Source organism: bacterium (assembly GCA_035529855.1).
Classification (GTDB): domain Bacteria; phylum RBG-13-66-14; class B26-G2; order WVWN01; family WVWN01; genus WVWN01.
Window position 1 is genome coordinate 1 of record DATKVX010000050.1, and the last position, 15,870, is coordinate 15,870.

The 15,870-nt window shown below is 66.8% G+C and carries 14 protein-coding genes; 6 read left to right on the plus strand and 8 right to left on the minus strand.

Annotation, left to right across the window (positions count from 1 at the left end; translation table 11 throughout):
• Positions 1 to 253, plus strand: a 253-nt coding sequence (locus VMX79_05735; protein HUV86596.1) for a 6-bladed beta-propeller, incomplete at its 5' end; no start/stop codon positions are given.
• Between the two features lie 790 nt (positions 254 to 1,043).
• On the plus strand, positions 1,044 to 1,337 hold the full coding sequence (locus tag VMX79_05740) for a hypothetical protein (GenBank protein HUV86597.1): 294 nt from the start codon (positions 1,044 to 1,046) through the stop codon (positions 1,335 to 1,337).
• A 171-nt stretch (positions 1,338 to 1,508) separates the two neighbouring features.
• On the opposite strand, the gene VMX79_05745 is transcribed toward VMX79_05740, so the two are convergent.
• Together VMX79_05745 and VMX79_05750 are read right to left on the minus strand one after the other, a co-directional pair.
• Positions 1,509 to 3,230, minus strand: coding sequence for a dihydroxy-acid dehydratase (locus VMX79_05745; protein HUV86598.1), 1,722 nt, complete (start codon positions 3,228 to 3,230; stop codon positions 1,509 to 1,511).
• Positions 3,223 to 3,858, minus strand: coding sequence for a cyclase family protein (locus tag VMX79_05750; GenBank protein HUV86599.1), 636 nt, complete (start codon positions 3,856 to 3,858; stop codon positions 3,223 to 3,225). Before VMX79_05750 ends, VMX79_05745 begins: the two co-directional genes overlap by 8 nt.
• Positions 3,859 to 4,030: 172 nt before the next feature.
• On the opposite strand from VMX79_05750, the gene VMX79_05755 reads away from it, so the two are divergent.
• The 4 genes from VMX79_05755 to lepB all read left to right on the plus strand — a co-directional run bounded on the left by VMX79_05755 (position 4,031) and on the right by lepB (position 6,878).
• Positions 4,031 to 4,672 (plus strand): redox-sensing transcriptional repressor Rex, encoded by a 642-nt coding sequence (locus VMX79_05755; protein HUV86600.1) that lies wholly within the window; start codon positions 4,031 to 4,033, stop codon positions 4,670 to 4,672.
• Between the two features lie 91 nt (positions 4,673 to 4,763).
• Positions 4,764 to 5,765 carry an endolytic transglycosylase MltG gene (mltG, locus tag VMX79_05760; protein ID HUV86601.1) on the plus strand — a complete coding sequence of 334 codons (1,002 nt, stop codon included), beginning with the start codon at positions 4,764 to 4,766 and terminating at the stop codon, positions 5,763 to 5,765.
• On the plus strand, positions 5,762 to 6,085 hold the full coding sequence (locus tag VMX79_05765; GenBank protein ID HUV86602.1) for a hypothetical protein: 324 nt from the start codon (positions 5,762 to 5,764) through the stop codon (positions 6,083 to 6,085). The genes mltG and VMX79_05765 overlap by 4 nt, the downstream gene beginning before the upstream one ends.
• Positions 6,086 to 6,110: 25 nt before the next feature.
• Positions 6,111 to 6,878: a signal peptidase I gene (lepB, locus tag VMX79_05770; GenBank protein HUV86603.1), complete on the plus strand. Its 768-nt coding sequence runs from the start codon at positions 6,111 to 6,113 to the stop codon at positions 6,876 to 6,878.
• On the opposite strand, the gene VMX79_05775 is transcribed toward lepB, so the two are convergent.
• The 6 genes from VMX79_05775 to VMX79_05800 all read right to left on the minus strand — a co-directional run.
• Positions 6,875 to 7,819 carry a glycosyltransferase family 2 protein gene (locus tag VMX79_05775; protein ID HUV86604.1) on the minus strand — a complete coding sequence of 315 codons (945 nt, stop codon included), beginning with the start codon at positions 7,817 to 7,819 and terminating at the stop codon, positions 6,875 to 6,877. The two genes, lepB and VMX79_05775, sit on opposite strands and share 4 nt — an antisense overlap.
• Positions 7,816 to 9,600: a hypothetical protein gene (locus VMX79_05780; GenBank protein HUV86605.1), complete on the minus strand. Its 1,785-nt coding sequence runs from the start codon at positions 9,598 to 9,600 to the stop codon at positions 7,816 to 7,818. Before VMX79_05780 ends, VMX79_05775 begins: the two co-directional genes overlap by 4 nt.
• Entirely contained in the window at positions 9,558 to 11,096 is a 1,539-nt protein-coding gene (locus VMX79_05785; GenBank protein ID HUV86606.1) for an oligosaccharide flippase family protein, read from the minus strand. Before VMX79_05785 ends, VMX79_05780 begins: the two co-directional genes overlap by 43 nt.
• A complete protein-coding gene (locus tag VMX79_05790; protein HUV86607.1) occupies positions 11,093 to 12,424 on the minus strand; it encodes a transcription antitermination factor NusB in 1,332 nt (443 codons plus the stop codon). Before VMX79_05790 ends, VMX79_05785 begins: the two co-directional genes overlap by 4 nt.
• Positions 12,425 to 12,519: 95 nt before the next feature.
• A complete protein-coding gene (locus VMX79_05795; GenBank protein ID HUV86608.1) occupies positions 12,520 to 13,584 on the minus strand; it encodes an SIS domain-containing protein in 1,065 nt (354 codons plus the stop codon).
• 11 nt (positions 13,585 to 13,595) lie between these two features.
• On the minus strand, positions 13,596 to 15,870 hold a 2,275-nt coding region (locus tag VMX79_05800; GenBank protein ID HUV86609.1), incomplete at its 5' end, for a DUF5916 domain-containing protein.

Below are 15,870 nucleotides of genomic sequence, written 5' to 3' on the forward strand. Positions count from 1 at the left end.
CAACGTCTTCGTAGCCGACCACAACGACCGCGTCCAATATTTCACCGCGAGCGGCTCGTTCTTAGGTAAATTGGGAACGTCGGGGTCGGGCAACGGCCAATTCAATAGCCCCGCCGACGTGGCCTTTTCAGCGAAGGACGCCCGCCTTTACGTCGCGGACTACAATAACCACCGCATCCAATATTTCGTGGACGAAGAGCAGTTCGCCGTCTCGCCCACGTCGCTGGGCCGCGTGAAGGCGTTGTTCCGGTAGGGGCGCGCGGCTGTGCGTATGGCAAGGGGCTTAAGCCCCTTGTCGTCGGGGCCGGCCTTCGGGTCGGCCTCTTTTGTTAGAATTATAGAAACTTTTGTGTTATGGTTAATTTAAAGGGGTAGTAAGCCCGAGGAGGTAAAGGGAAATGAATAAGCTCGCCATAACTACGGCCGCGGCGCTCGGCGCGCTGGCGGCCGTTTGCGCTTGGGGCGGATGGGTGTACGAGGGGGAGTGGCGTTCCCCCAGCGCGGGTTGTAGTTTAGCCGTAGCTCCGAGCGGTGACGTCTACGTTGTAGGGGGCTATTACGATGGCCGGATACGATGCTTCGATCGCAACGGGTCGTTTAAAGGCTTATGGGGGGGCAGAGGTACAGGGAACGGCCAGTTCGAAAGACCTTGGGGTATCACGGTCGGTCCCGACGGTAAGGTCTACGTCGTAGACCATGATAATAACCGCGTTCAATATTTTACGCGAAACGGTTCCTTTTTAGGGAAGTGGGGTCAATTTGGGAGGGGCAACGGCGAGTTAATTAGACCTTGCGGTATAACCAGCGCGCCGGACGGAACGGTATACGTAGCGGACGAGGGTAACGAAAGAATTCAACGTTTTACGGCTACCGGGTCATTTATAGGGAAATGGGGCTACATCGGCTTCGGTCCGGGTGAATTTTACTATCCTTACGACGTTGCTTTTTCGGTTTCCAAAAACCGCATCTACGTATTAGACGGCTCAACCAGACAGGATGTCCAGTATTTCACACGTTCCGGTTCCTTTCTCGGGCGTTGGGATGTGAAATTTGAGAAGCCCCGTTACCTTACCGTGTCCCCTGCGGGGCCCGTATTCTTAACCGATACCGCCGGGCATCGCGTTTGGTTCTACTCGGGTTCCGGTTCGCTACTGGGAAGGTGGGGTTCCGAAGGTCGGGGCCCGGGCCAGTTCGACTACCCTCACGGGTTGGCTGTTTCCGTTACCGGGTCTAGGGTTTATATTACCGACCTGAGCACCCGCGTCCAATACTTCAACCGCAACGAGCCCGCCGTCTCCCCCGCCTCCCTCGGCCGCATCCGGGCGTTGTTCCGGTAGGGGCGACCGGCTGGTCGCCGGGGGACAAGGGGCCGTTAACCGGCGGCTTCAGCCGCCGGCTTGCTCCTTGTCGTAAGGGCCGACCTTTAGGTCGGCCCGCTTCCTTCGAAAACGGGCCGGTCTTAAGACCGGCCCCTACTTTACACCCCACCGCCGGGCGGCAAAGACGCGCTACCACTCCATCCGGGCGCCGCGCTCCGCCGGCCCGGCGAGCGCCGTATAAAGGCCGAACAACCCCTTCCGCCGGCCCGCCTCGAAGGCCGGCGTCTCCTCCAGCCGGCGCTCGAGCGCGGCCTGAACGCCCCGGCCCCGGGCGCCGCCGGCGGTCTCGACGACGTTCAGCTTCGCCCGGCCGGCGTCTATTTCTATTGTGTCGCCGTCGCGCACCGCCGCCAGTAGGCCGCCGGCCGCGGCCTCCGGCGACACGTGGCCCACGCATAAGCCCCGCGTCCCGCCCGAGAAGCGGCCGTCGGTAACGAGCGCGACGCTCGAGCCCAGCCGCGGGTGGCCGGCGAGCGCCTCCGTCAGGTAGAACAGCTCCGGCATACCGGCGGCCCGCGGCCCCTGGAACGGCAGGACCATAACGGTCCCGGCGCGCACGCGGCCGCCGTTCACCGCGGCCCGCGCCTCCCGCTCGTCGAAGAATATCCGCGCCCGCCCCTTGAACTTGGCGGCCGCGGCCGCGGCCACCTTCACCGCCGCGCCCGCCGGCGCTATATTCCCAAAGAGTACTTTGACGCCGCCGCACCGCGAGAGGGGTTTGGTCGCCGGCCTTATCACTTCCTCGCGCGACAGGCCGTAGCAGGCGAGGCGCCGCGGGTTGCGTTCGAAGAAGCCCGTCTTCGCGAGGTCGTCGAGGTTCTTACGGACGCTATGTCCCGTAATGGTTAAGGCGTCGAGGCGGAGGTGGTCGCGTATCTCGGCCATCACCGCCGCCGCGCCGCCCGCGTACCAAAGAAACGCCGAGGGGTGCACGCCGCTGGGGCGAACGTTGGCAATAAACGGGACCTCCCCCTGGATCTCGTTATACGCCGCCAAATCGAACGGCAGCTCGAGCTCGGCCGCCAGCGCCGCCAGGTGCAGCAGCGCATTAGTCGAGCCGCCGACGGCGGCGTGGACCGCGAGGGCGTTATGCAGCGCGCGCTCGTCGACGACGTCCGCGAACCGGAGGCCGCGCCGCAACGCCTGCGCGAGCAGCGACGCGGCGTACCGGGCCGAGCGGATGAGCGCGAAGTCCGCGGCCGGTACCAACGCCGACGCCGGCGCCGCCACCCCCAGCGCCTCGGCCATAATCTGCATCGTGGCCGCGGTCCCCATAAAGGCGCAGCAACCGGCCCCCGGCGCCGCGACCTCGTCGAAGTGCCGACGCTCCGCTTCCGGCACCGGCCCGCGCGCCGCCTCCTGCGCCAACGTCGCGACGTACTCCAACGTCCGGCAGTCGTCGCTGGCCGGCATAACGCCGCCGGGGATTAAAACCGTCGGTAAATTCAAGCGCGCCCCGGCCAGAAGGTGCGCCGGGATAGCCTTGTCGCAGGAGGACACGAACAGCACGCCGTCGGCGTGGGCGGACGCGGCGTGCAGCTCCGCGGCGAGCGCCAGGATGTCGCGGGAAGCGAGCGAAAGCGCCATCGCCGGCGTCCCCTGGGTTATGCCGTCGCAGACGTCGGTGCAGCGGTAGTCGAGGGGGCGTACGCCCGCGGCCAGCAGCTCCTCCCGCGCCACCGCGGCGACGGCGCCGAGGTGATAGCTGCCGGGGTGGCTCTCCCCCGCCGCGGCCTCGACCACCACCAAAGGCTTGTCGAAATCTTCCCGGGTAAAACCGCACCCGAACCTGAGCGCCGCCACTTCGGCGCCGAGTTCGGCCATCGTTTCGCTACGGCGTTTCTTAGGCATCGAAACCCTCCAAGAGAACGGCTCGAGCCGGCGCGCCGTCCCCTTCCGCGAGCGCGAGCGGCAGCGCCGCCAAGAAATATTCCCCGGCCCGAACGTCGGCCAGATTCAAACCTTCCAGGACCATTACGTCCGCGGCCAGCAGCGTTTTGTGCGCCGGCGCGTCGGCCGCGTCGTACTCCTCGACGGACAGATAATCCCAACCCACGAGCGCGACGCCGCGCGCGGCCAGAACCCGCGCCGCCGCGGCCGTCAAGTAGACGTAATCGGTCGCGAAATCGTCCCGGGCCCAGAGCGCGGAGTTGTCGGTTTTAAATAAAACCCTCTCGCCGGCGACGGGCGCCAGCCTTTCAACGTCGGCGGCGTCGACGCGCGGCACGCCGGCCAGCTCGACGACCCGGCACGGCCCCACGAACGGCGCCGGGCCGACGGCCAAGACGTCCGCGCCACCCTCGACGAAATGGTACGGGACGTCGACGTGGGTGCCGGCGTGGCTGCCGAGCGTCAGGCGCGAAACCTCCGCGGCGTCGCCCCTCTTCCTGCTTTTAGCTGCGGTCTTCTCGAAGGGCGGGTCGCCGGGGTAAATCGGCATCCGCTCGCGCAGCGGAACGGAAATATCTATTACGCGCATGCTTGAGCGCTCGAGGTTATCATAATCGCACTACCGGGTCAAGGACGGCGCTCGCCGAAAAATATTGACAAGGGCAACTTTACCGTCTATAATCGATTAAGGAAACGCGCTTCCGAAGCGGCTTTATTTTTTAGGGTAGTTTGATAACTTTTTCACATATTCTCGAGCCGTAATGACGAAGCCCAAAAAGATACCCGGCACTACCGTCTCCCGCCTGTCGGTATACGTCCGGGCGTTACAGAAGTTGCGCCACGAGGGCGTCGTCACGACTTCCTCCGAAAAATTGGCCGAGCAGATAGGTTTGACCGCGGCCCAAATACGAAAAGACCTCGCGTACTTCGGCCAATTCGGCGTACCCGGGCGCGGGTACTACGTCGAAAACCTGTACAACGAGCTCGCGACCATCCTGGGCATAAACCGCCGGTGGGAGGTTGCGCTCGCCGGCGTGGGCCACCTGGGCTACGCGCTGCTGGCATACAACGGTTTTAAAAAGCAGGGCTTCGACGTCGTGATCGCGTTCGACAAGGACCCGGCGAAGATAGGCCAGACGTGGGAGGGCGTAAAGATATACGATATCGCGGAGGCGCCGTCGGTCCTGCCGGAGAGCGGCGCCGAGATCGGCATATTGGCGGTCCCGGCGACGCGCGCGCAGGAGGCTTGCGACGCGCTCATCGCGGGCGGCTTGAAGTCGATACTATCCTTCGCGCCGGGCCGCGTTATGGCGCCTCCCGACGTAACGGTGAAGCGGGTCGACCTCGCGATGGAGCTCGAGTGGCTCTCGTACTACGCGACCAACGCCGGCGAGCGCGGCTAGGGGAGCGCGGCGTGAACCACGGGAAATCCACTGTCCTGCCGCGGCGCGCGTCGCGGCGGCCTTTTTATAATGAAGGACCCGAGGGCGGCCGATGAAGAAAGGCTTATTCGTTCTGGCGCTCGTCGCGGCCGTCGTCGTCGCCCTCGTCGCCCTCTACAAATATTACGAAGCGGCTGTTTCCCGCAAGCCGGCGGAGGCCGTCACCGAAACGGTGGTCGTCCCGCCGGGTTACACTACGGCCGAAATCGCGGCCCTTCTTGTCGAAGAGGGCGTGATCGCCGAGGCGAAACCCTTCGTGTGGTATTGCCGCGTGAACGGCCTCGACGGGAAACTCCAGGCCGGCGAGTACGTATTATCCAGTGAGGACGGCATTCCGGCCGTCGCCGCGACGCTGGCCGCGGGCCGCGTACACGTCGCGAAATTTACGGTTCCGGAGGGTTACGACAAGAAGAAGACAGCCCGCGTCGTCGAGGCGGCGGGGATATGCTCGGCCGAGGAGTTCCTGAAAACCTGCCGCCGGGGCGACCCGCGGGGGCGCGTCTCGAGCGACGACCTGGAGGGCTACCTCTTCGGCGATACGTATAAGGTCTCGGCCGACGCCGGCGCGGACGACGCGGTCACGATGATGGTCGACCGCTTCTTCGAGGTCCTGGGCCCGGAAGGCCTCGCGCGCGCCGAGGGGTCGGGCCGGTCATTACAAGATATGGTCACGCTCGCCTCCATCGTGGAACGCGAGGCGCTGCTGGACGAGGAAAGGCCGCTGGTGGCGTCGGTATTCTCCAACCGCCTCGCCCGGGGAATGAGGCTCGAGTCCTGCGCCACCGTGATATACGCCCTGGGCGGCGACGTGGACCGTTTGACGATACAGGATCTGAAAGTGGACTCGCCCTACAACACGTACGTCCACGCCGGCCTTCCGCCCGGGCCCATATGTTCGCCGGGCCGCGCGTCGCTTATGGCGGCGCTCGACCCCGCCGAGACCGACTACCTGTTCTTCGTATCCAACGGCGACGGCAGCCACACGTTCAGCAAAACGCTGCGAGGCCACCTGGCGGCGCGCGCCGAAAAAAATAAGAAGTCGGGGAAAAAGTGAGCTTCCGGGAACGCTATAAACCGCCGGCCGCGCCCCCGGGCGACATCCTCGTCTGGGAGTTGGACATACCGGCCGCGGCGGAGGGCGCGGTGGTCGCCGTCTGCGACGGCTACGAGGGCAGGCTGCTGTTGCGTTCCAAGATGGACGGCCGCGCCGGCTCGTTCGCGGCCTGGGCCGCCCCCGCCTACCGCGACGACGTAGAAGCCCTGCTCGCCTACTTCGAACGCCGCCACGGCGTCAAGAGCGTAGGCCCCCGACCTTTTATGGAAAAGGACCTCGCCGCCGGAATGCACCTCTCGCCGCGGCGTAACACAAATTAATTATTACCAAACTACCCAAATTATTATGGCCAAGAAAAAGTTAAGCGCCCCGCGCACGGAGAAGAAGAAACGCGGCCCGGTTTACAGGACGATACGCGACATTATAATCATCGTCGTGGCGTTCGTCGTCATTCGGTTGTGGGTGGTCGAGGCCAACGTCATCCCGTCCGGCTCGGACAAGGACACCCTCCTCGTCGGCGACTACATCCTGGCGGAGAAAGTCATGTACCACTTCCGCGACCCGCGCCCGGGCGAGATAATCACGTTTATATTCCCCTACCGCGACATGACGCCGGGGCAGGCGGTCCGCTTCTTCTTGCGTAATATTTTAGGAGAGAGCCGCACCGGCCCCCGACTGCTCATCAAGAGGGTGGTGGGGTGCCCGGGCGACACGCTACAGATAAAGGACGGCGTGCTGCATCGGAACGACGAGGCGGTCGACGAGCCGTTCGTCAAAACGGACGCCGGCGGCGACTGGGGGCCGTACACCGTCCCGCCCGACCGTTACTTCGTAATGGGCGACAACCGCTACGACTCGGCCGACAGCCGCTTCATCGGGCCGGTGCCGCGCAAGTACGTTACCGCCAAAGCCGAAGTTATTTACTTTTCGCTCACGCCGACGACGTGCCCCAAACACGGAACCCCCATCGCCCGCGCGGACGACGACTGGCGGTGCAGCGGCGGCGGCGAGGAGATGCGCCTGGGGTGGGACTTCGAACCGGTGCCGCCGTGGCGCTTCGACCGCCGCATCCGGTGGTCTCGAATGGGCAAGGTCGTCCGCCTCCTGCGCTAAGGCGCGGGAGCGACCCTCTCCCGCCGGCGATACTCCGCCAGCACGTCGGCGTAAAAGCGCGCGCGGCGGCGCGCCCCTTCCCCCAAAGGGCCCGCGGCCGCGAACAACAGACGCCTTCCCCACAACGACACCTTGGAAACGGCGCGAACCGCCGCAGCGGCGAGGTCGCCGTGCCAACGGCGCGCGTAGCGAACCGCGCTCCGGTGCGACTCGACCACGACGACCGGGTCCGGCGTCCGCCGGCTGCCGCCGGTGTAATGGCGCACCGGCCCCGCCGGCACGTACCATATCTCGCCGCCCGCCTCGCGCAGCCGGCGGCAGAGGTCTACGTCCTCGCCGTATAAGAAGTAACCCTCGTCGAATCCCCCTACTCCGTCGAAGGCGGCCCGCCGCACGAGCATAAACGCGCCCGCCAACGCCTCCGCCGGCGCCGGCCCCCGCTCGTAATATCGCGCCGGGTAGTAGCGGTGCGCCAGCGGCGAGCCGGCCCACCGCGATTCCTCCAGGCCGGAGACGAGGAATAATAAGTTCAAGGCCGCGGGGGCTTTCCGCGCGCAGAACCGCTGCAGGCGGCCGTCGCGGCCTACGAGGCTGGGCCCGGCCGCCACGGCCCCGGGATTCTTCGCCAAGAAATCGCCGAGCGCGGCCACGACGCCGGGCGGCGCTTCCACGTCGGGATTGGCGAAGAGCAGCAGCTCGCCCCGGGCGCGGCGCGCGCCGACGTTGTTGGCCGCGGCGAAGCCGACGTTGCGCTCCAGCGCGACGACCTCCGCGCCGGCCTCCCTTGCCGCCGCCGCGCTGCCGTCGGTAGAGGCGTTGTCCACGACGACGACTTCCAGGCCGCCGGCGACCTCCTGGGCGAGCAGCGATGCAAGCGCCGCGCGTAGAAGGTCCGCGCAGTTGTAGCTGACGACCACGGCCGATACCGCGGGCGCGGTCACATCGAGCCCTCCAGTTCGCGGGCGAGGGCGGCTATGTTCACGAACGGGTCGCCGGCTTCCGAGCCGAGGTACGCCCGGGCGAAGGCCTCGCGGCCGGCGTCGAAGCGGCCCGGTGGCGACGCGAGGACGTCGTCGAGCGCGGCCGGGAGGTCCCGGGCGTCGCGTACGCCGACCGCGGCGCCGTACTCCACGTACGGTATGTAGTCCGGCACGCCCGCCAACAAGTTCACGTGGACCAGCGGGACGCCCGCCGCGACCGCGTCCACGCCTATCCCGGAGTGGCTCGCGACGACGACGGCCGCCCGGGCCAATACCTCCGACAACGGCGCGTCGCGGACGACGGCGGCGTCGGCCAAACGCTTATTTCGGATAACGGCGCGATACGGCGCCTCCGACTCCGCCGGGTGTGGCCGGAAGACGAGCGGTACCCCTCGCTCTTTCGCATACGCCGCGCCGGCCAACGCCAGAACGCGGTTGACGTCGGCGTCGTAATTGTTCGTCGCGACGACGACGGCGCGGCGTTCGTCCTCTCCCACCTCGATACTCTCCGACCGGCGCGCCGCTACCGCGGCGTAGGGCGAGCCGACGACGGCCAGTTTCTCGGGGGGCGCGCCCCCCTCCACCATCCAGTCGTAGCTCACCTGACCCCATACCGCCATCTTCGTCGAGCTGAGCGGCAGGTATCCGAACGTCGGGCCGCCGGTGATGTGGTTCTGGACAACCAGCGCCGGGACGCCGTCCCGGGCGGCCAACGCGGCGACGAGCCGGCCCGTCATGTGGACGTCGCTTAAGTGGACGACCAGCGCCGGCCGCCACCGCGCCAGGAAGCGCTCCGTAGCCGTCGCGAACGAGGCGAGCGTCGAGAGGTACGCGCCGGGCCGGAACGGGAAGTGCTCGCGGAAGAAAGCCGCGAGGCCGGGCGCGAGGCCGAACTCCTCGAACATACCGCGCCGCTCGAGCGCGGCGTAATCCGACGAGAGGGCCCGCAGCAGGCGTCCCGTACGACGCAGCGGCGGCAAACCCTCGAGCAAGGTGTCGCATATAATACCGGCCCGCCCCGCGGCCCGCGCCGCCGCCATCGTAGCCGCGACGTACGGCACGTCGCCGCCGTACGCCCGGCGGAATTCCTCGTACACGTCGAGCTCGAAGCGGCCGAATTGCCCCCAAAAGACGACGGCGCCCGGGCGCGTCATGCGGCGCTCGAGGCGGCCCGGCTGCAAGCCGCGGTACGCCTTCCGCCGCGCCGCGAGGAACATCGCGGGCCAGAGCCGCCGCACCGCCAGCCCCACGCGCCGGCCGAGCCGCGCGCCCCGGCGGCCCCCCGGCGACTCGTACGGGACGCCGCGCGCCGCCAGCGTCGCCGCTAGGAAAGAAGACCGCGGCGAGCCGTCGTCGATAAATATCACCTTCGCGGGTCGGTGGGTCGCGAGTATATGGTCCAACACGGCGCTAAGCCGCAGCCACGGCTCGAAAAAGCTGAAGAGGTCGGCCTGCGCCGCGGCACCCACCGGCACGCCGTCCCACTCCAGGAAGGCCCGGCCGCCCGCCACGTACCAGCGCTGCGTCATATCGGACGCTAGGCGGTAGCTCTCGTACGCGACGGCGTAATCCAGCCCGTCCTCGCCCAACGCCACGTCGGCCTCGTCGCCCAGGTACTCCCGCCAGCCGAAGGAAACTTTCGGCGTAGCGGGAAGCTCCCGCCGCGCCCGCGCCAACGTGGCGTCGCTCCACACCAGCGCTATTTCGCCCGCGCCGATAACCTCTCCTTTACGAGCGACCACATCTTAGTTACGAAACCCGTCTCGCGCTCCACGTAGTAGCCGAAGGCCGCGACGGTCGGCAAGAACAACGTTACGCGGAAGACGAAATTCAAAGCGTCCGCGGTCGTACGCGCCGCGTCGGGCGCCAGGCGCGCGACGACGAGCGAGCCGCCGTAGAAGGCGAAGAACAGGCCGGCCGCCACCGCCGCCGGCGGCAAGAGTAAATACCCGAAAGCCCGCGGGACCGTTCGGAGCGGCTGCGACATCAGCCGCCACGCCGAGAATTGCACCACGCACGCGAACGTAACCAATCCCGTCGACGCCCCCGCCGCCACGCCCACCAAACCCCACCCGGAGCGAACCGCTAACCAGATGAGCGCGAAGGCGAGGAGGAGCGAGACGCCCTGCGCCACGGCGATGGTCCGGAACCGGCCCAGCGCGATCAAGACGTATGCCGCCCCCTGTACGCCGCCCTGGCAAGTTATACCCACCAACAGCGCCGCGACCACCGGCACCGAGGGCCCGTACGCCGGCAAAACGTACCGGATAAACGGGACCATACAAATTAATACCAGGCCGCCGAGCGACGCGACCAGGTACGTCACGAACAGCGACGGCTCGAGCAGGTACTCCTCGAAGGCGCGCCGGTCGCCGTCGCGCGCCAGGCCGTAGATGCGCGGCGCCATCGCCTGACCCACGTTCATCGGGAGGAAATACACGAACGTTACCACCGTGACGCCCAAAATGTAATGCCCCACGTCGCGCGGCGTAAAGAAGTGGATGACCATCAGGCGGTCGATCGACTGTAGAAGGAACCCCAACGCGCCGATGCCGGCCAGCGGCAGCCCTATCGGCAGGAGTTTCCGCATCAACGACCAGTCCGGCCAGGGCCCCGCCCCGGCCCGAGTCCAAATCGTCCCCATTACCGCGACGACGGCGCCGCCGATAACCAACCCGATGAAGACGCCGTACAGGCCGTATATTAACAGGAAACCCACTACCAGCCCGAAGAGGACGACCGCCTTCAACGCCGTGAACAAGAAGGCCGCGCCGAACTGGCGGCGCGCGCGAAAGACCGTCGTGAAGTACGTCTCGAGTCGGGTCGTTATCAAAAGAAACGCGAACGCTAAAAGCCCCCAGGAGATAACGTCGACGTACCGGCCCCACGTCGCCAGCGCGTAGATTACGACGACGGCCGCCGGCACCGCCGACGTCAACAGGTTGAACGAATACCCTACCTTGGCGAGCCGGTCCGCATGATCGGAAGACCCTTGTTTTAAAGCGTACGGGACCTCGCGCCCCACCGCGGTCGTTACGCCGAGCTGTAGGTACGCGCCGTATTTCGTGATGAGGCCCAGCGCGCCCAGGACGCCGTAAAGGGCCGGGCCCAGGTACCGCGGGACGATTACGCCCCTGACCATAGCGAGGAGTTGCTCGACGATGGCCGCGCCCCACAACTTGGCCGCGTCCGCCGCCAAGAGCGCTCTGCTTTCGGTACCCTCTTCTCTTACCGTCAACGCGGCCTCCGAAGCGTCGCGGCGAAGCCGCCGTTGCTGCGGTGGCGGTGCGGCCAGGTCCGAAGAAACGACCCGTCGCAAACGTCGCCGAACTCGTCGCTACCGCACGGTACGAGCTCCACGGAAGTACGCGCCGTCACGTTCTCCACGACCTGCTCGTTTTCCTCCGGCTCGAGCGAGCAAACGTTGTAGACGACCGCGCCGCCCGGCGCCAGCATGTCGACGGCCCGGGCGAGCAGGGCCTCTTGCGTCGCGGCCGCGGCGGCGACGTCCTCCTCCCGCACGCGCCACTTCACGTCCGGCTTGCGCCTTATTACGCCGAGGTTCGTGCACGGCACGTCCAAAAAAACGTAGTCGGCCCGCGGCAACTCGTCCTTCAATACGTCCGCCTTCCTTATCTCGATATTCCCTAAGCCGAGCCGAACGGCCGCCGCGGCGCACGCCTTCAACTTACGGCCGTTACCGTCGACGGCTACGACCTTGCCGCCCGGGCCCACGGCCCAGGCGAGCTGGACCGCCTTGCCGCCCGCGCCCGCGCACAGGTCCCACACGGTAGCGCCCGCCGGCGGCGCGAGCGCGCGCGGCCCGAGCGACGACGCCGGGTCGAGCACGGCGAACAACCCCTCGCGGAAGGCGTCGAGTTCGACGAGCCCCTTATCCCCCAACGCCACCGCCAGCGAACCGAACGGCCCGTCGGTTATGCCGCAGCCCTCGGCCGACAAACGCGCGGCCAGCTCGTCGCGGCCGGCGCGCGCCGGATTGGCGTAGACGTTCAGCGGCGCGGGTTCGTTATCGGCCTTCAACAACGCCTCGGCCTCGGCCGGGCCCAACCGCTCGAGCCAACGCCGGACGAGCCACTCGGGATGCGAATACGCGACCGCCAACCGCGCGACGTCGTCGCCCTCGGGGAACGCCGGCGCGTCCCGCGAGGCGACGCGGCGGAGCACGCCGTTGACGAAGGGGGCGAGGCCGGCGTAGCGCGACGCCTTAACCGCGGCGACGGCCTGGTCCACCGCGGCGTACGCCGGCGTGTTTAAAAAGAACAACTCCGCGGCGCCGACGCGCATTATATCTACGACCACGGCCGGGACCTTTCGAAGGGATTTGGTCGCCGCGCGCTCGAGCTGGTAGTCGAGGAGGCGCCGGTGCCGGACGACGGTCTTGACCAGCTCCTCGGCGAAGGAGGTGTCGCGGCGCCCGAGCTTGCCGCGAACAGTAAGCTCGAGCGCGAGGTCCAACCTGGCCCCGCGCCGAACCGCGGCCAAGGCCGCCACGGCGGCGGCCCGCGGCGAGTACGCGCCGGCCTGCTCTTCTGTCTCCCGAGCCATAGCTGCGGACGGTTTAAACGCCTTGATAGTAAAAGCCGAACGCGGCGCCGCTAAGCCGCCTGCGCGGCTACGAACGACGGCGCGCCCGGCGGCCTTTACGACCCGAGCTTTTCCTTTAACTTCGCGATGCTCGCCACCGGCGTCGGGTCGACGCCGCGCAGCAGCGACAGGTAGTACGAGGCCAGGTCGCCGAAGTAGATGAGCTCGAAGAGCGCGGCCATATCCTCTTCGGCGGCGGCGCGCACTTCGGTTACGCCGTGGACGACGGGGGCTATAAGCTCGAGCGCGGCGTCCACCTGGCGGCCTTCGGCGTCGGCCTCGCGCGCGGGGCGGAAGACGATGACGTGCAGCCGCTTCGCCACGTCGTTGGGCGCCTCGAACGCGACGAGCTCATTATGGCTTAGCTCGGGGAAGGAGTGGCCGGAGGCGTAGTACTTGGCGTTCTCGGCGAGTTCGGCCCGGCAGCGCTCCGCCGCCACGGCCGCGAGCGGCCCGGCGCCGTAAACCGCGGCCCCGCCGGCCGCGCGCAGCGCGCGGGCGAGCGCCTTGGCCGCGTTCTCGGCGGCGGGAACGTCGAAGCCCCACCGCCGCCAGCACTCCCGCAGGTGGGACGCGACCGCCGCCGCGGCCGGGAACTCGAGCGGCCCCGACGCGCGGAAGTAGCCCATCAGGCCGCCGGCCATATAGCCGAGCGAGCACCGCGGCGGCCTGTCCGCCGGTATCCTCACGCACGGAAAAGACGACGCCCGCGCCAGCTCCTCCAGCCGGCCGCCGCTCGTCACCGCCACCAGCGACGCGCCGCGGGTCAGCGCCTCCTCCGCCGCCGTCAGCGTCTCCAGGGTATTGCCGGAGTACGAGATCGCGACCGCGAGGGTCGTCGCGTCCACCCACGCCGGCGCGTGGAATTCCCGCACCGCCACTACCGGAAGTCGACTCCGCGGGTCCGAATAGGCCGCGAGCACGCGACCCACGATGCCCGAGCCGCCCACGCCCAAAAAGGCGACCCGTCCCAGGTCGCCTCGAGCCGGCTCGGCCGCCGCCTCGCCCAGCGCTTCGCCCTCTTCCAACTGCTCCGGGAGGTCGCGCACGAGCGAGGCCGCGTCGCCGGCGTCGACCTCGGCGTACCGCGCGGGTTGGTCCAATATCGTTTCGTCCGTCACGGCGCCCTCCTTTATAATCCGAGGAGATAGTTGACCTTTAAGAATATCATCTGGTCCAGCAGCCGTCGGCCGATCTCTTCGCGCAGGTGCTTCTTGTACAAACGCTTCTCGTTATAGACTAAATAGACGTGGCTGCCTTTGGCGAACTCGTACGACAGCAGCGCGTTCGTCGCGTAGTGTCCCAGGTCGCTGGAGGACTGTACGAAGACCCGCGCCGCCAGCTCGTCCGTTATGTTCAACTCGCCGTGGAGCCGATTTATAATAAATTCGTATCGCTCCTCGGGATGGGTCAAAACCTCGTAATCCAGGTCGTAGGCCAGCGTCAGGCGGGAGAAGGGGTTGAACGAGAAGCCGCCGCCCCAGTAATCCAAGCCATACTCGAAGTGCTCTCCCCACTCGTAGAACGCGTACACCGACGACCACTCCTCGAGGTTGTAGCCGACGGTGCCGGCGTAGTACCGGTTCTCAAAGCGTTCGCGTGTCGGGAAGACGCGTACCGGCGGCAGGAAGGGGTGGAACGGGTTAAGGGCTAGAAGCCGCAGCGTCTCCTGGCGATAGTTGTGCTCGGCCAGGAAGCGCGCCGTGATGCGGTTTTCGAAATAGACGCCCACTTCGCCCGCTACCCCCTCGCGCTGCAGCCGGTGGACGTCCTCCGGCGTGGGGTCGCGCTTGGTGGGCGGCGTCTTGAAGATTACGCCGTGATTCCGGTAATGCTCGTGTTCGACGTTGGCGTTCAGCTTCTTTATGCCCCAGCGGTAGAGCCACAGGTCGTAGTCGGCCCAACCCCAATAGCCCTTGACGTCGTCGTAGGGGATGTAGGCCGTCTTCAGGACGTCGAGGCGCGGCCCGAGGTCGGTGTATCCGGCGCCCAGCGATAACCCGGACGTGTAGCGCGTGAGCGAGAGGTCCAGGCCGCGGTCGGAAATGCCGGTTCGGCCGTCGCTGGCGTATAGGTATTGGCCCGAGAATATGGCTTCGTCGTTGAACGATATCGTGGCGTCGCCGCTGAGGGCGTCGTTATGGGGCCAGCTCGCGCCCGTCCGCCGGACGCCCAGAAAGCCCGCCGACGCGTACTTCGTTATGTCTTGCTTCACCCGGGCGACGGCGAAGGTATAGCGGTGGGGCCCGCCGGGGTTCTCCGGGTCTTCCAGGTATTCCTCGGCGTCGAGGCCGAGGGCGTAGAGGTGGGTGGGGCCGACGCGGCCTATGAACTTCCCGCCGTACTCGATGTCGCCCACGCGCCGGCTGTAGAACGCCAGTATGGGCGTCTCGAAGTACTCCTGCCCCTCCAGGAAGAAAGGCCTCTTCTCGGGGTAGAACAACTCCTCGTCGGTGAGGTTGATGCGGTAGGGGTCCGCCTCCACCTGGGCGAAATCGGGCCGGAACGTGCCGGCGACGGTCATGCTGGGCAGCAGGCGCGCGGCGACGTCCAGGCCCTCCTTGTGCCTGAGTTCGTACTTCTCGTTCTTGGCCAGGTCGCGGTAGGAACCGGAGACGTACGGTTGAACGTCGACGACGGGCCGCTTCTGGCGCCGCGGCGGCGCGTCTATGGTGCCGAAGCGCGAAACGCGGAAGAGGTTCTCGCCCGGGTCGCGCCAAACCGTCTGGTCGTTGTCGTGTTTGTGGAACCGCACGAAGTTTACGCCCCACTCGTCGTTGAACACGCCGAAGCGGAGCGTCCGGAACGGGACCTTCATCTCCACCGTCCAAGAGTCGTAGTTTATCTTGGCCGCGGAGTACCATATGCCGTCCCAATTCCGGTTCTCGACCTCGCCCTCCTCGGAAAAGTACCCGTCCATCTGCGTGTTGAGGGGATTGACGGCGAAGTAGTACGACGACTTGCGGTCGTGGAAGGTGTCGAGGAAGACCTCGAACATATCGTCGTACCATAAATTGGCGTCGCGCGTCAGGATGCGGGCGACGATATCGTCGGCGTTGTCTACCTCGCACCGAGCGCCGAAATAGAGGTAATCCTCGTCGTACGCGACGTAGACGGTGGTCTGCTCGTCGGCCCACAGTAGGTAGGGCAGGCCGCGGTAGGTGAAGCCGGAGGCGGTGGCGGTAGGCCGCCGCGCGGCCTCGCGCCAACAGCGGTCGTCGAGGACGCCGTCGACCCGGGGCGCGACGTCGGCGTACACCGCCGTCAGGTGCCCTTCCGGGATGGGGAAAGCCTCGACGCTCTGGCCTTCATCGGCGCCCTGGCCCTCCGGGGCCGCCGCGGCCCCGGCCATAAAAAAAAGCACGGCCGCGAACAGCACCGCCGACCCCGAACGCCATAAATTCCGC

Coding starts and splice junctions, on each gene's coding strand:
- VMX79_05745 (HUV86598.1), bottom strand. CDS start 3,230: ATGCCTAAGAAACGCCGTAGCGAAACGATGGCCGAACTCGGCGCCGAA.
- VMX79_05750 (HUV86599.1), bottom strand. CDS start 3,858: ATGCGCGTAATAGATATTTCCGTTCCGCTGCGCGAGCGGATGCCGATT.
- VMX79_05755 (HUV86600.1), top strand. CDS start 4,031: ATGACGAAGCCCAAAAAGATACCCGGCACTACCGTCTCCCGCCTGTCG.
- mltG (HUV86601.1), top strand. CDS start 4,764: ATGAAGAAAGGCTTATTCGTTCTGGCGCTCGTCGCGGCCGTCGTCGTC.
- lepB (HUV86603.1), top strand. CDS start 6,111: ATGGCCAAGAAAAAGTTAAGCGCCCCGCGCACGGAGAAGAAGAAACGC.
- VMX79_05790 (HUV86607.1), bottom strand. CDS start 12,424: ATGGCTCGGGAGACAGAAGAGCAGGCCGGCGCGTACTCGCCGCGGGCC.